Raw genomic sequence first — 14,845 nt, forward strand, 5'->3', positions numbered from 1 at the left:
CGGAGCCGGAGCCGGAGCCGGCACCCGGCCCCCGGCACGAGACACGGCACCCGAACCTCCCCACCCCCGGCGCCCCGCCCCCCGTCACCCGTGCCAAGACCTCCACAGCGCCGCATACGCCCCGTCCGCCGCGACCAGCTCGTCGTGGCTGCCCAGTTCGCTGATGCGGCCGCTCTCGACGACGGCGATGACGTCCGCGTCGTGGGCGGTGTGCAGGCGGTGGGCGATGGCGACCACGGTGCGGCCGTCGAGGACGCGGGCCAGGGAGCGTTCCAGGTGACGGGCCGCCCTGGGATCCAGCAGCGACGTCGCCTCGTCCAGGACCAGCGTGTGCGGGTCGGCCAGCACCAGCCGGGCCAGTGCGACCTGCTGGGCCTGGGCCGGAGTGACGGTCAGGCCGCCCGAGCCGACCTCGGTGTCGAGGCCGTCGTCGAGCGCCCGCGCCCATCCGTCCGCGTCGACCGCGCCGAGAGCCGCCCAGAGCTCGGCGTCCGTGGCGTCCGTCCGGGCGAGCAGGAGGTTGTCGCGCAGGGAGCCCACGAAGACGTGGTGCTCCTGGTTGACGAGGGCCACGTGCTCACGGACCCGTTCGGCGGACATCCGGGACAGCTCGGCCCCGCCGAGGGTGATCCGGCCGTCCCGGGGCGCGTAGATGCCGGCCAGCAGCCTGCCCAGGGTGGACTTGCCGGCGCCCGAGGGTCCGACCAGCGCCACCCTGGTGCCGGGCGCGACCCTCAGGGACACCTCGCGCAGGACGTCCACGCCTTCCAGGTACCCGAAGCGCACCTGGTCCGCGTGCACATCCCGCCCGTCGGGGGCGAGCCCGGCGTCTCCGACGGCCGGCTCGATGTCCCGGACGCCGACCAGCCGGGCCAGCGACACCTGGGCCACCTGAAGCTCGTCGTACCAGCGAAGGATCAGCCCGACGGGATCGACCAGCATCTGCGCGATCAGCGCGCCCGTCGTCAGCTGGCCGACTCCGATCCAGCCGTGGAGGACGAACACCCCGCCGATCATCAGCACCGAGGAAAGGATCATCACGTGGCTGACGTTGATGCAGGGGAAGAGCACCGACCGGAGCCACAGTGTGTACCGCTCCCAGGCCGTCCACTCCTTGATCCGCCGCTCCGACAGCTCGATGCGACGCGCGCTCAGACGGTGCGCCTCCACGGTGCGTCCGGCGTCCACGGTCTCGGCGAGCGCGGCGGCCACGGCGGCGTACCCCGCGGCCTCCGAGCGGTAGGCCGAGGGCGCCCGCCTGAAGTACCAGCGGCAGCCGACCACCAGCACCGGCACGGCGAGCAGTACGGCGGCGGCCAGCGGCGGCGCGGTGATCACGAGCCCGCCGAGGAGCAGGGCGGCCCACACCACGCCGATCGCCAGCTGGGGCACGGCCTCGCGCATGGCGTTGCCGAGCCGGTCGATGTCCGTCGTGATCCGGGACAGCAGATCACCGGTCCCGGCCCGCTCCAGGACGCCCGGCGGCAGGCCGACCGACCGTACGAGGAAGTCCTCGCGCAGGTCGGCCAGCATGCGCTCGCCGAGCATCGCACCGCGCAGCCGCACCTGCCGTACGAACACGGCCTGGACGACCAGTGCGCTCACGAACAGCCCGGCCGTCAGCTCCAGATGGAGTTCCCGGGCCCCGTCCGAGACCCGTTCGACGAGGTCGCCGAGGAGCCAGGGGCCGACCATGGAGGCCAGCACCGCGACCGTGTTGACACCGACGAGGAGCGCGAAGGCGCGGCGGTGCCGACGGAACAGTTCGGCCACGTAGGCGCGTACGGTCGCGGTGGCCCCGACGGGCAGGGTGTTCGCCGTCGTCGGTGCCGCCGGGTCGTACGCCGGTGGCGCCACGCCGATCATGCGCTCTCCTCGATCTCTTCCAGTTCGTGCAGTACGTCTTGGTCGTTCAGTACGTCTCGGTCGTTGAGTACGTCCTGCTCGTTCAGTACGTCGTGCGACGCGGCCTCTTCGTCCGTCTCGCGGGTGACGACCGCCCGGTACCGCGGCTCCTTGCGCACCAGTTCGCGGTGCACGCCGACCGCCGCGACCTCGCCCTCGTGCAGCAGCACCACGCGGTCGGCGTGGTCCAGGAGCAACGGCGAGGAGGTGAACACCACGGTCGTGCGTCCGGCCCGCAGATCCCGTACGCCTTGCGCGATCCGTGCCTCGGTGTGCGAGTCGACGGCGGAGGTCGGTTCGTCCAGGACGAGCACGTCCGGGTCGGTGAACAGGGACCGGGCCAGGGCGAGCCGCTGGCGCTGGCCGCCCGACAGGGACCGCCCGCGTTCGGTGATGCGGGCGTCCATCGGGTCCCCGGCGTCCAAGGACCCCTGGACCAGGGCCGCCAGTACGTCCGCGCACTGGGCGGCCGCGAGCGCCTCCTCGGCACCGACGTCTCCGGAGGCGGGCACGTCGAACAGTTCGCGCAGGGTTCCGGAGAGCAGGACCGGGTCCTTGTCCTGGACCAGGACCACCGTACGCGCCGCGCCGAGCGGCAGTTCGTCCAGCGGGACCCCGTCCAGCAGCACCGGCGTGCCTTCTCCCGAAGGGTGCCCGCCGAGGCGTTCGGCCAGCAGGCCCGCCGTGTCCGGGTCGCCGCACACCACCGCGGTGAGTCGGCCGGAGGGTGCGAGCAGACCGGTGGCCGGGTCGTACAGATCCCCGGCCGGCAGGTCGTCCCCTGCCCTGTCCCGCGAGCCCTCGGCGGAGGTGGCCCGCTCCAGGGACAGCACCCGGGCGGCCCGGGTGGCCGAGGGGCGGGAGAAGGAGTACGCCATGGCGATCTCCTCGAAGTGCCGCAGCGGATAAGTCATGATCATGACGGAGCTGTAGACGGCGACCAGTTCGCCGATCTCGACCCGGCCCTGCCGGGCCAGATGGACGCCGTACCAGACGACCGCGATCAGCAGCAGTCCCGGCAGCAGTACCTGGATCGCGGCGATCAGGGACCACATCCGGGCGCTGCGCACGGCCGCGTGGCGGACCTCCTGGGAGGCCCTGCGGTAGCGGTCGAGGAAGAGTTCCTCGCCGCCGATGCCGCGCAGCACCCGCAGACCGGCGACGGTGTCGGAGGCCAGTTCGGTGGCGCGGCCCGCCTTCTCGCGCTGGAAGTCGGCGCGTCGGGTCGCGCGGGGCAGCAGCGGCAGTGCCGCGAGGGCCAGCACCGGCAGGCCCACGGCGACCACCCCGCCGAGTGCCGGCTGGTAGACGACCAGGCCGGCGCAGACCACCACGACGGTGACCGCCGCCGCGGTGAACCGTGACCAGGCCTCCACGAACCAGCCGATCTTCTCGACGTCGCCGGTGGAGACGGCCACGACCTCGCCCGCCGCGACCCGCCGGGTCAGCGCAGAGCCCAGGTTCGCGGCCTTGTGGGCCAGCAACTGCTGGACGCGTGCGGCGGCCGTGATCCAGTTGGTGACGGCGGTGCGGTGCAGGAAGGTGTCGCCGAGCGCGCTGGCGGCGCAGCACAGTGCCAGCAGGCCGCCCGCGAGGGCGAGTCGGTGGCCGGAGTGGTCGACGACCGCCTGGATGGCCACGCCGACGCAGAGGGGCAGCGCGGAGACGGAGAGGAAGTGCAGCAGTCCCCAGGCCAGTGACTTGAGCTGTCCGCCCAGTTGGTTCCTGAAGAGCCACCACAGGAACCGGGGACCCGAGCGCGCGTCGGGCACTCCCGGGTCGGGATACGGAAGGTCTTGGATCTGCATGACGTGTGACGTCCCAGTGGCTCGTGTCAGGGGGATGAGAGGGAGCCGCACACGGCGGCTGCAAACCGTGAAAGGTTCGCGGCAGAGCGTGGTCGGAGGCAACCGGTTTTCCGCCGCCCGGTACGGGACCGGCCGCGCTTTCCGCGTCTGCCTACGCCGGACCGCGGTGCGGCCATGGAGCGATGCGAGGCGCAGGCGCACGGCGTGCCGTGGTCACGACGACGGTCCTGGCAGCACTGCTGATCCCCCTGGGGGCTGCGGTGGGCGGGGACCGGCCCACCCGGGCGGCTTTGCACCCGGGCCGAGGGACGGTCCGCCGACAAACCGGCGGACCGACCGACCCGTATCCCCGACGCGCAAGGATTCCCCGGACTCCCCGGACGCCACCGTCGTGCTCTACGCCAAGCACGGTTCCGGCTGGGACCGGGTCCGCGACTGGCCCGCGTGCAACGGCAGGAAGGGCTGGACCACCGATCACCGCGAGGGCGACCGGCGCAGCCCGTCAGCGTGTTCACATTGAGCGACGCGGGCGGCGTGCTCCCGGACCCCGGGGCGGGCCCGGCTGAGGGCACCCCGCCGAACAACCAGACCCGGCCCCGGCGTTACTCCGACGGCGGTGGCATCTGGCAGCACATGGACCACGGCAGCGATACGTCGGCCTGTGTCAGCTCTGAAGGCCTGAGGCTTATGGGGGAGGCGTCATTGCGGGAGACGGCCAACTCGCCGTAGAACACGGCCATGAAGAGACGGATCGTCATGTCCATGCTCGCAGGAGCGACCCTCCTGGCGGGCACCCTGCTCGGTGCCGCGCCCGCCCAGTCCGCCCAGGCGCAGCCGGCAGCCGCCGCCCAGGCACAGTCCGCGCAGGTCCCATCGGCCGACGTCCCCGCCGAGTTCGGCAGCGACTGGCACGACCCCGTCACCGCGGCCCCGCCCGTCACCAGACCCCCGGGCAAGTCCTGCCAGGTCACGCTCGCCGAAGCGCAGTTCCGCGACTTCACCCCGTACACCGGCACCTACACTCCGCCCGAGGGCTGCGGCGACCGCTGGAGCAAGGTCGTGCTGCGCATGGACGGCAAGGTCAAGGGCCGGCAGTTCGACCGGCTCGGATATCTGCACCTCGGCGGAGTCGAGATCTTCCGTACCTCCACACCGGAGCCCTCGCCCGACGGCATCGAGTGGTCCGTCGAGAAGGACGTCACGCGCTACAGCGACACCTTCCGCGCCCGCCATGACGTCGAGATGCTCATCGGAAACGTCGTCGACGACACGTACACCGGGATCATCGACGTGAAGGTCACGCTCACGTTCTACGAGGGGCGCGGCGCCCCGGTGCCGGACCGCGTGCTGACGCTCCACGACAACGCCCTCACCACTCCGCGCAACAGCGAACGCATCGTCGCGGAGGTGTACGCCACCGGCTCGGGCGGCGGTTGCGAGGAGTACTGGTACCTGACGGTGCCGTCGAACGCGCCGTACTCCTGCCAGGCCGACAACGGCCCCTACCGCGAGGTGCAGATCAAGGTTGACGGCCAACTCGCCGGGATCGCCGCTCCGTTCCCGACCGTGTGGACCGGTGGCTGGTCCAATCCCTTTCTCTGGTACGTCGTCCCGGGCCCGCGCGCCCTCGACATCAAGCCGATCGAATACGACCTGACCCCCTTCGCAGGCCTTCTCAACGACGGGCGGGCGCACCGCGTGGAGGTCGCGGTCGTCGGCGTCCCCGAGGGGCAGCCCGGCTGGAGCACCCCCGTGAACGTCCTCGTCTGGCAGGACGCCAAGCGTGTGCACGTAACCGGGAAGCTCACCGCACACACGAGCGGTGACCTCGCCGACTCCTCGACGTACACGCCCGGTTCGGAACACCGCGTGGACACCGAGGGTGACCACCGGCTCACCGTCGCCGGATACGTCGACACCTCGCACGGCCGCGTCACCACCACCGTCCGCCGCTCGCTGGCGAACACCTCCACGCACCGCTGGGCCGACGGCGAGAACCCCGACGCGCTCAAGGCGACCTGGACGGACGACGAGTCGGTCACCGTCGACGGCCGCGGCCCGGCCCGGACCACCCGCACCCACCGGACGTACTCGATGGACGGCACGACCACCATCGGCGCGGGCGACCGGCTGCGCACCGTGTTGACCCTCGGTGACCGCGCCGACGTCACGGTGGTCCGGGCGGGCCGTCGCACGCGGTGGTACCGGCTCGACGACACCTACGCGGGCGACGCCACGTACACGATCAACGTCCCGCGCGACCAGCGGCACGCGGTCGGCGCGACGAGCGAGCGCTACCGGATCCGCGGTTCGGTCGGCTGCTACGACCGGTCGGTCGACACCGCCCAGGGGGTGCTGATCCGGGAACGTGACGGCTGCTGACGGCAGTTGTGTGCGATGCGTCACAGGCAGAGTGATTTACGCGGCTGAAACGCGACGGTTTCTCGCGTGATCAACGGTCCCTCCAGAGTGATCGCCACGGAAGCAGTTTTCCGTATCGCAGAAGTCTTCCCCGGGCTTCTGCGTTCCCCCCATCGCTCAAGGAGTGCCCGTGCCGCCGTCCGTCCCGTCCCTGCCGCGACGCGTCGCACACATACTGCGTACCTCTCTCTTCACGCAGGTCGCCGTCGCCCTCGTGCTCGGCATCCTCGTCGGGAAGCTGTGGCCGGGCTTCGCCTCGGACCTCCAGCCGCTCGGCGACGGCTTCACCCGGCTCATCAAGACGATCATCTCGCCGCTCGTGTTCTGTGTGGTCGTCGTCGGCATCGCCAAGGCCGGTGACCTGAAGGCGTTCGGCCGGATCGGGCTCAAGGCGCTGATCTGGTTCGAGGTGGCCAGCACCCTCGCGCTGATCATCGGGCTGCTCGCCGCCAACCTCGTCCAGCCCGGCTCGGGCATGCACGTCGACCCGGCCACGCTCAACAGCGCGGCGGTCGACGCCAAGACGGGCGGCGGGCACCTGCCCTCGACGACCGAGTTCGTCGTCAACGCGCTGCCCACCAGTTTCATCGGCGCCTTCGCCGAGAACTCCCTGCTCCAGGTGCTCATCCTGGCCTGTCTGGTGGGCGCCGCGCTGCTCCACCTCGGTCACACCAAGGTGCCGCAGGTGCTGCCCGCCATCGAGCAGGCGCAGGAGATCATCTTCGCGGTCGTCGGCTTCGTGATGCGCCTCGCGCCGATCGCGGTGTTCGGTGCGATGGCCGTCCTGATCGGCCAGTACGGCCTCGGCGTCATCGAGACCTACGCCAAGCTGATCATCCTGTGCTACGCGGCCGCCGCTCTCTTCATCGCGCTGCTCGCGGTCGCGCTCAAGGCGCTCACCGGGCTCAGTCTCTGGAAGTTCCTGCGCTACATCCGCGAGGAGATGCTGCTCGCGCTCGGCACCGCGTCCACCGAGTCCGTCATGCCGCGCGTGATGCAGAAGCTGCGCAAGGCCGGCGCCCGCGACGACGCCGTGGGCCTGGTGCTGCCCACCGGCTACTCCTTCAACCTCGACGGAGCCTCGCTCTACCTCTCCATCGGCACGCTGTTCATCGCCCAGGCGGTGGGCGTCGACCTCAGCCTGGGCCAGCAGATCACCGTGGTCCTGGTGCTGATGCTGACCAGCAAGGGCATGGCGGGCATCCCCGGCTCCGCCTTCCTCGCCCTGTCCGCCACCGCCTCCTCGCTCGGTGCGATCCCGGCCGGCGCTGTCGCCCTGCTCCTAGGTGTGGACCGCATCATGGACTCGATGCGCGTCGTGACGAACCTGCTCGGCAACTGCGTCGCCGTCTTCGCGGTCTCCCGCTGGGAGGGGGCGCTGGACCTCGACCGGGCGAAGAAGGTGCTGGGCGGCGAGAGCGTGCCCACCGTGGAGGACGAACCCGTATCGGCGCAGTCCCCCAGGGAGCCGGTTTCCGAGGTCGGCTGACGCGGGTCCCCGAACGGGGTGTGGCCACCACTTCGCCGAAGTGGTGGCCACACCCCGTTCAGCACGGCCCGTCCGCCAAGGTGTCCAGCAACTGGCCGAGCACCTCACGCTGTTCGCCCGACAGCGGGGCGAGGATCTCCTTCGCGGCGGCCCTGCGCACGTCCCGCAGCTCCTGAAGCGTCTTCACGCCGTCCTCGGTGAGCTCGATGCGGATCACCCGCCGGTTGGCCGGATCGGGCACGCGCCGGACCTTGCCGCCCGCCTCCAGGCCGTCGACCAGGCTCGTCACCGCACGCGGCACCACCTCGAGACGCTCCGCCAGATCGGCCATGCGGGGCGGGGTCTCCCAGTGTGCGAGGGTGCGCAGCAGCCGGGACTGGGCCGGAGTCACACCGAGACCGCGCTCATGGAGCTGGCGCTTCTGGATGCGGTGCACCCGGCGCGTGAGCCTGAGCAACTGCTCGGCGAGCAGGCTGTCGGAATCTGGCGTGGTCATGCGGGAACAATATCAGGATCTAATTCATTGTGAGCATAGGTAACAATGAGCTAGGCTCCGTCAGTCCGCTTCACCTCACCCTCCGTAGGAGACCATGCCCCGCGATCACATCGACTGGACCCCCGCACCCGGCACCTCGACCGACCAGCCCCGTCAGGTGCGCCGCATCCTCCGGCTCTTCAAGCCCTACCGCGCCAAGCTCGCCGTCGTCGGCCTGCTGGTCGGCGCCGCCTCCCTCGTCACCGTGGCCACCCCCTTCCTGCTGAAGGAAACCCTGGACGTGGCCATCCCCCAGGGCCGCACCGGACTGCTCAGCCTGCTCGCGCTGGGCATGATCCTCAGTGCCGTCCTGACCGGCATCTTCGGCGTCCTGCAGACCCTCATCTCCACCACGGTCGGCCAGCGCGTCATGCACGACCTGCGCACCGCGGTCTACGGCCGCCTCCAGCGCATGTCGCTCGCCTTCTTCACCCGCACCCGCACCGGCGAGGTGCAGTCCCGCATCGCCAACGACATCGGCGGCATGCAGGCCACCGTCACCTCGACGGCCACCTCCCTGGTCTCCAACCTGACCAGCGTCATCGCCACGATCGTCGCGATGATCGCCCTCGACTGGCGGCTGACCGTCGTCTCGCTGCTGCTGCTCCCGGTGTTCGTGTGGATCAGCCGCCGGGTCGGCAACGAACGCAAGAAAATCACCACCCAGCGCCAGAAGCAGATGGCCGCGATGGCCGCGACCGTCACCGAGTCGCTCTCCGTCAGCGGCATCCTGCTCGGCCGCACCATGGGCCGCTCCGACTCGCTGACCCGGTCCTTCGCCGAGGAGTCCGAGGGCCTGGTCGACCTCGAAGTACGGTCGAACATGGCCGGCCGCTGGCGCATGGCCGTCATCGGGATCGTCATGTCCGCGATGCCCGCCGTCATCTACTGGACCGCGGGTCTCGCCCTGCGGACCGGCGGCCCGGACATCTCCATCGGCACCATCGTCGCCTTCGTCTCGCTCCAGCAGGGCCTGTTCCGCCCGGCTGTGAGCCTCCTGTCGACCGGCGTCCAGATCCAGACCTCCCTCGCGCTCTTCCAGCGCATCTTCGAGTACCTCGACCTGCCGATCGACATCACCGAGCGGGAGAACCCGGTCCACCTCGACCGCGTCAAGGGCGAGGTGCGCCTGGAGAAGGTGGAGTTCCGGTACGACAGCGACGACGACCAGCGGGGGCCCGTCCTCGACGGCGTCGACATCGACGTCCCCGCGGGCAGCAGCCTCGCGGTCGTCGGACCGACCGGCGCCGGCAAGTCCACGCTGGGCTATCTCGTCCCGCGGCTCTACGACGTCACGGGCGGCCGGGTCACCCTGGACGGGGTCGACGTCCGCGACCTCGACTTCGACACCCTCGCGCGGGGCGTCGGGGTCGTCTCGCAGGAGACGTACCTCTTCCACGCCTCGGTCGGTGACAACCTGCGCTTCGCCAAGCCGGACGCGTCCGACGAGGAGATCGAACAGGCGGCGCGGGCGGCCCAGATCCACGACCACATCGCCTCGCTGCCCGACGGGTACGACACGATCGTCGGCGAACGCGGGCACCGGTTCTCCGGTGGGGAGAAGCAGCGCCTGGCCATCGCGCGGACCATTCTGCGAGACCCGCCCGTCCTCATCCTGGACGAGGCGACCAGCGCGCTGGACACCCGTACCGAGCACGCCGTGCAGGAAGCCATCGACGCGCTCTCGGCCAACCGCACCACACTCACCATCGCGCACCGCCTGTCCACCATCCGCAACGCCGACCAGATCGTGGTCCTCGCCTCGGGGCGGGTGGCCGAGCGCGGTACGCACGAGGAGCTGCTGGAGCAGGAGGGACAGTACGCGGAGCTCGTGCGCCGGGACGCCCGACTGGACTCCGCCCAGGGCGACGCACAACTGGAACCGACCGGCTGAACGGGAACCGACCAGCTGAACCGAAACCGACAAGCCGAAGATATGCCTGGTTTGTGACGATATGCGGGTTACCGTGCCCGCATGCACAGGAACACTCCGCCACGGAGCACGATTCGACTGACGCGCCGGGGCCGACTCGTCCTCATCGCGACCGGGGCCGTCGTGGCCGGCACCGCCGTGGCGGTGCCGCTGCTCAGCCTGCGGGGCGAGGGGGAGCGGGAGCCGACCACCCTGGTGATCCCGGAGGGCTGGCGGTCCGGGCAGATCTACGACGCCGTCGACAAGGCCCTCGCCCAGCCGCCGGGCACCGCCAAGAAGTCCCTGGCCAAGGCGCACCTCAAGCTGCCCACCGACGCGGAGGGCAACCCGGAGGGCTACCTCTTCCCGGCGACATACCCGCTGGAGCGGCACGGCAGGAAGACGACGCCCGAGGCGCTTCTCTCGTTCATGGTCGACACCGCGAACAAGAAGTTCAACGGCGCCCCCGTCGCGGCCGGCGCCCAGCGCAACGCGATGAACGTCTACCAGGCCGTCACCATCGCGAGCATCGTCCAGGCCGAGGCGGCGACCGAGGCCGACATGGGGAAGGTGGCCCGGGTCGTCTTCAACCGCCTGGAGCGCGGAATGCCGTTGCAGATGGACTCCACCATCAACTACGCGCTGAACCGCTCCACCCTGCGGACGACCGGCGCCGACCTCAAGATCGACAGCCCCTACAACTCGTACCAGCGCATGGGCCTGCCGCCGACGCCGATCGACAACCCGGGTGAGGCCGCGATGCGCGCGGCGATCAACCCGCCCGCGGGGGACTGGCTGTACTTCGTGACGGTGAAGCCGGGGGACACCCGCTTCACGAACAGCTTCGAGGAACACCGGCGCAACGTGGCCGAGTTCAACAAGAACCAGCGCAACTCGGCCGGAGCGGGGTGAGCCGGAGCGTCAGGCGGCGACGGGTTCCGCCGTCAGGAGCCGCCTGATGTCCCGTACGGCCGCACGGCCCGCGCGATTGGCGCCGATGGTGCTCGCCGACGGGCCGTAGCCGACGAGATGGACCCGTGGGTCGGCGACCGCGCGCGTGCCCTCGACCCGGATCCCGCCACCCGGCTCGCGCAGCTTCAGCGGGGCCAGGTGGTCGATGGCGGCCCGGAACCCGGTCGCCCACAGGATCACGTCGGCGTCGACGTGCCGCCCGTCGTTCCACTCCACGCCCTCGGGCGTGATCCGGTCGAACATGGGCTGCCGGTTCAGGACCCCGTCCGCGATCGCCTGCCGGACCGCGTCGCTCAGCGCCAGTCCGGTCACCGACACCACGCTCTTCGGCGGCAGTCCCTGCCGTACCCGCTCCTCGACGAGTGCCACGGCCTCCCGGCCGAAATCCTCGGTGAAGGGGCCCTCCCGGAACACGGGTTCGCGCCTGGTCACCCAGGTGGTGGCGGCCGCGTACGGGGCGAGCTCCATGAGGTGCTGGGTGCCGGAGGCGCCCCCGCCCACCACGACCACCCGCAGCCCGGAAAACGCCTCGGGCCCGGGGTATCGCGCGGTGTGCAACTGCCGCCCCCGGAAGGTCTCCTGGCCGGGGTAGCGCGGCCAGAACGGCCGGTCCCAGGTGCCCGTCGCGTTGATCAGAGCCCGTGTCGACCAGACCCCGTCCGAGGTCTCCACGAGCAGCCTCCCGTCGCTGCCCTCGCAAACCGCACGGACGTCGACAGGACGGCGTACGCGCAGGTCGAAGGCTCGCTCGTACGCCGTGAAGTACTCGGCGATCACCTCCGAGGACGGCCGCTGCGGATCGGCGTCCTTGAGCTCCATCCCCGGCAGCGCGTGCATGCCGTGGACCTTGCCGTACGTCAGCGACGGCCACCGGAACTGCCAGGCGCCGCCCGGAGCGGGGGAGTGGTCGAGGACCACGAAGTCACGCTCCGGCTCGAAACCGGTGCGGCGCAGGTGGTAGGCGCTGGACAGACCCGCCTGACCAGCGCCTACGACGACTACCTCGACCTCGCGCATGTCGTTCACGTTTCTACCAACGGTGGCGAGGGCGTGGATCTTCCCGTGTCAGTCCTCGGCGGGGCGGGGCGCGGAGGTCGACGCGGGCAGATCGCCGTTGAACCGCGTGTCCACGAAGTTCCCGAACTCCACCTTCCCCGGGATCAGCTTCAACGAGGTGAACGTGTCGGCGATCTCCTGCTCCGAGGCGATGAGCTGCCGGTCCACCGCCACCGCGACCCGGGTGGTGTACGTCCGCTTCACCGCGGCCAGCGCCACGTCCTCGGGCAGCCCCGTCTCCTTGGCCCAGACCTTCGCCCACTCCGGCTCATGGGAGTAGACCCACCTGTAGGCGCGCCGGAGCCGCTCCAGGTAGTCCCTGATCGCGGCGGCCTTCTTCTTGTCCTTCAGCGCGCTCGGCGCCGCCACCTGGAAGGTCAGACCGTTGGTGACGCCGTCCCCGGTCGTCAGCACACGGCCCTGCTTCCCCTGGAGGATCTGCGAGGTGTACGGGTCCCACACCGCCCACGCGTCGACCTTGCCTGAGGTGAACGCGGCCAGCGCGTCGGCCGGCTGAAGGTACTTGACCTTCACGTCGGCGAGGCCCAGCCCGGCCTTCTTCAAGGAGGCGACCAGCTGGTAGTTGGCGGAGGAACCCTGCGCCACCGCGATGGACTTGCCCTTGAGCTGCGCGGGATCGTTCAGCTTGGAGTCGTTCGGTACGAGGACGGCGTCGCCCTTGGACGTGCCGTGCCAGGCGGCCACCACCGTGATCTTCGAGTCGGCGCCGGCCGCGAACACCGGCGGGGTGTTGCCGACACCGCCGATGTCGACGGCCTTGGCGTTGACGGCCTCCAGAAGCGGCGGACCGGAGCTGAAGGTCGACCACTTGATCTTGTAGTCGAGGTTGTCGAGCTCCCCGGCGGCGCGCAGGATCGCCTCCGAACCCCCCTTCTGGTCACCGACGTTCAGCGTGAGGGAGCCCTTGCCGTCGGTGTCGCTGCCCGTGCCGGCGGACGCGTTCCCGCCGCAGGCGGTGAGCAGGAGGGCGAGGGGGAGGAGCAGTGTGGCGGGGGCGAGGCGACGTCGCATGGGGAATCCGTTCTGTGCAACTTGACGTGTGGGTAGGGGAGTTCAGGCGGCTTCGGCGGCGGTGTCGACGCCCAGGCGTTCCAGGAGTTGCCCGCGGATCTCCGCGAACCGGGGATCGGTGATGTCGCGTGGCCGGGCGAGGTCGATCTCCTGCTCGTGTGCGATGACACCCTCGTCCATCACGAGGACCCGGTCGGCGAGCAGGACGGCCTCCTCGACGTCGTGGGTCACCAGCAGCACCGCGCAGCCGCGGCGCTGCCACAACTCGCCCACCAGGCGCTGGGCCTTGATCTGGGTGAGCGCGTCGAGCGCCCCGAACGGCTCGTCCAGCAGCAGGAGATCGGGCTCGCGCACCAACGCCCGGGCCAGCGAGGCACGTTGGGCCTCGCCACCGGAGAGGGTCTTGGGCCAGGCGTCGGTACGGTGACTCAGTCCCACCTCCTCCAGAGCCCGGTCGGCGACGGCGCGGTCCGGCTTGCCGGGCAGGCCGAGCAGGACGTTGCGCCACACCTTCTTCCACGGCATCAGCCGGGGTGCCTGGAAGGCGACCGCCTTGCGGCGGGGGACCAGGACGGTGCCCTCGATGTCCCGGTCGAGTCCGGCGAGAATGCGCAGCAGGGTGGACTTGCCGCACCCGCTGCGGCCCAACAGGGCCACGAACTCGCCCGGCCGGACGTCGAGTTGCAGGTCGTCGATGACGGCACGTCCGTCGAAGGAGCGCGTCAGGCCCTGGACCCGCACGGCCCGCCCGAGGCGGCGGGGCTCCTCGGCTCCGGATGCCCCGGTCGTCTGAGGGTTCACCGGCCGGTGAACGTCGGTCGCCATTGCAGCAGCAGCCTTTCGAGAGAGCGGACGACGAAGTCGGCCAGCAGGCCGAGGAAGGCGTAGACGATCAGGCAGACCACGATGACGTCGGTGCGCAGGAAGTCCCGTGCCTGCACCATCAGGAAGCCGATGCCGGAGTCCGCGTTGACCTGCTCGGCGAAGACGAGCGCGAGCCAGGCGATGCCGAGCGAGTAGCGCAGACCGGTCAGGGCGCCGGGCAGCGCGCCCGGCAGGATGACATGCCGCACCAGACCCCACCGCGAGAGACCGAGGGACTCGCCGGCCTCGATCAACTGCGCGTCCACGCCACGGATGCCCGCGTAGACGTTGAGGTAGAGCGGAAAGGTCACCCCGAGTGTGATGATGGCGATCTTCGGGGCCTCACCGATGCCGAACCAGATGATGAACAGCGGGATCAGGCCGACGAAAGGCACGGTCCGCAGCATCTGCACCGGAGCGTCCACGACGTCCTCGCCCACCCGGAACAGGCCCGAGACGAGGGCGAGCCCGGTGCCTATGAGGGTGCCGAGGAGCAGCCCGCCCGCGACCCGCTGGAGCGAGGTCGTCATCGCCGAGGTCAGCGAACCGTCGGCGACCAGATCGCCCGCGACCTGGGCGATACGGTCGGGGGAGGCGAGGACGTCGGCGGTCAACACCCCTGTGCTGCTGAGGAGTTGCCACAACGCCAGCAGCAGGACCGGGCCGGTGGTGCGGCGCAGCCAGCGGGGGACCCGGGTGCGGCGGGAGGAGGTGGGGACGATGGGTTCGAGGTCGGGAGCGGGGGCGGGGCTGGTGGGCTCGACAGCGCCCTGGGGGGACGTTTCCGGAATGTCGGGCGCGGGAGAGCCGGGCGGGGCATGGCTGATGCTCATGATGCTCCACGGAGGGGG

General features: G+C 70.7%; 11 protein-coding genes and 1 pseudogene. 5 read left to right on the forward strand and 7 right to left on the reverse strand.

All coding sequences use genetic code 11. From position 1 onward, the window contains the following. Positions 1-84: 84 nt before the first annotated feature. Both RKD20_RS39490 and RKD20_RS39495 read right to left on the reverse strand, forming a co-directional pair. The gene (locus RKD20_RS39490) at positions 85-1,866 is read right to left on the reverse strand and encodes an ABC transporter ATP-binding protein (protein ID WP_424881878.1); all 1,782 of its coding nucleotides are present in this window, start codon (positions 1,864-1,866) and stop codon (positions 85-87) included. Then, positions 1,863-3,713, reverse strand: coding sequence for an ABC transporter transmembrane domain-containing protein (locus RKD20_RS39495; RefSeq protein ID WP_424881879.1), 1,851 nt, complete (start codon positions 3,711-3,713; stop codon positions 1,863-1,865). Before RKD20_RS39495 ends, RKD20_RS39490 begins: the two co-directional genes overlap by 4 nt. Positions 3,714-4,083: 370 nt before the next feature. Between RKD20_RS39495 and RKD20_RS39500 the strand changes: the two are divergent. The 3 genes and pseudogenes from RKD20_RS39500 to RKD20_RS39510 all read left to right on the forward strand — a co-directional run. Continuing rightward, positions 4,084-4,382: pseudogene (locus tag RKD20_RS39500) on the forward strand (hypothetical protein); the annotation flags it as partial. Positions 4,383-4,451: 69 nt separating this feature from the next. Next, on the forward strand, positions 4,452-6,095 hold the full coding sequence (locus tag RKD20_RS39505) for a peptide-N4-asparagine amidase (protein ID WP_424881880.1): 1,644 nt from the start codon (positions 4,452-4,454) through the stop codon (positions 6,093-6,095). 169 nt (positions 6,096-6,264) lie between these two features. Next, the gene (locus RKD20_RS39510; RefSeq protein WP_424881881.1) at positions 6,265-7,623 is read left to right on the forward strand and encodes a cation:dicarboxylate symporter family transporter; all 1,359 of its coding nucleotides are present in this window, start codon (positions 6,265-6,267) and stop codon (positions 7,621-7,623) included. A 58-nt stretch (positions 7,624-7,681) separates the two neighbouring features. Here RKD20_RS39510 and RKD20_RS39515 read toward each other — a convergent pair whose 3' ends face one another. Next, positions 7,682-8,119, reverse strand: a complete 438-nt coding sequence (locus tag RKD20_RS39515; RefSeq protein ID WP_020118404.1) for a MarR family winged helix-turn-helix transcriptional regulator — start codon at positions 8,117-8,119, stop codon at positions 7,682-7,684. Between the two features lie 94 nt (positions 8,120-8,213). Between RKD20_RS39515 and RKD20_RS39520 the strand changes: the two genes are divergently transcribed. Further along, the gene (locus tag RKD20_RS39520) at positions 8,214-10,052 is read left to right on the forward strand and encodes an ABC transporter ATP-binding protein (RefSeq protein ID WP_424881882.1); all 1,839 of its coding nucleotides are present in this window, start codon (positions 8,214-8,216) and stop codon (positions 10,050-10,052) included. Between the two features lie 81 nt (positions 10,053-10,133). After that, positions 10,134-10,982, forward strand: a complete 849-nt coding sequence (gene mltG, locus RKD20_RS39525; protein ID WP_424881883.1) for an endolytic transglycosylase MltG — start codon at positions 10,134-10,136, stop codon at positions 10,980-10,982. Positions 10,983-10,991: 9 nt separating this feature from the next. Here the strand turns inward: mltG and RKD20_RS39530 are convergent, their stop codons facing one another. From RKD20_RS39530 to RKD20_RS39545, 4 genes are read right to left on the reverse strand one after another with little or no spacing between them, the layout of a single operon-like run. Continuing rightward, entirely contained in the window at positions 10,992-12,068 is a 1,077-nt protein-coding gene (locus RKD20_RS39530) for an NAD(P)-binding domain-containing protein (protein ID WP_424881884.1), read from the reverse strand. Positions 12,069-12,107: 39 nt separating this feature from the next. Beyond that, on the reverse strand, positions 12,108-13,130 hold the full coding sequence (locus RKD20_RS39535; RefSeq protein WP_424881885.1) for an ABC transporter substrate-binding protein: 1,023 nt from the start codon (positions 13,128-13,130) through the stop codon (positions 12,108-12,110). 42 nt (positions 13,131-13,172) lie between these two features. After that, complete coding sequence (locus RKD20_RS39540; RefSeq protein WP_424881886.1) at positions 13,173-13,955, reverse strand: ABC transporter ATP-binding protein; 783 nt, start codon at positions 13,953-13,955, stop codon at positions 13,173-13,175. Continuing rightward, the gene (locus tag RKD20_RS39545; protein ID WP_424881887.1) at positions 13,928-14,827 is read right to left on the reverse strand and encodes an ABC transporter permease; all 900 of its coding nucleotides are present in this window, start codon (positions 14,825-14,827) and stop codon (positions 13,928-13,930) included. The genes RKD20_RS39540 and RKD20_RS39545 overlap by 28 nt, the downstream gene beginning before the upstream one ends. Positions 14,828-14,845: the final 18 nt, after the last annotated feature.

It is taken from the genome of Streptomyces sp. SLBN-8D4 (assembly GCF_049739545.1).
Taxonomy (GTDB): Bacteria; Actinomycetota; Actinomycetes; order Streptomycetales; family Streptomycetaceae; genus Streptomyces; species Streptomyces canus_C.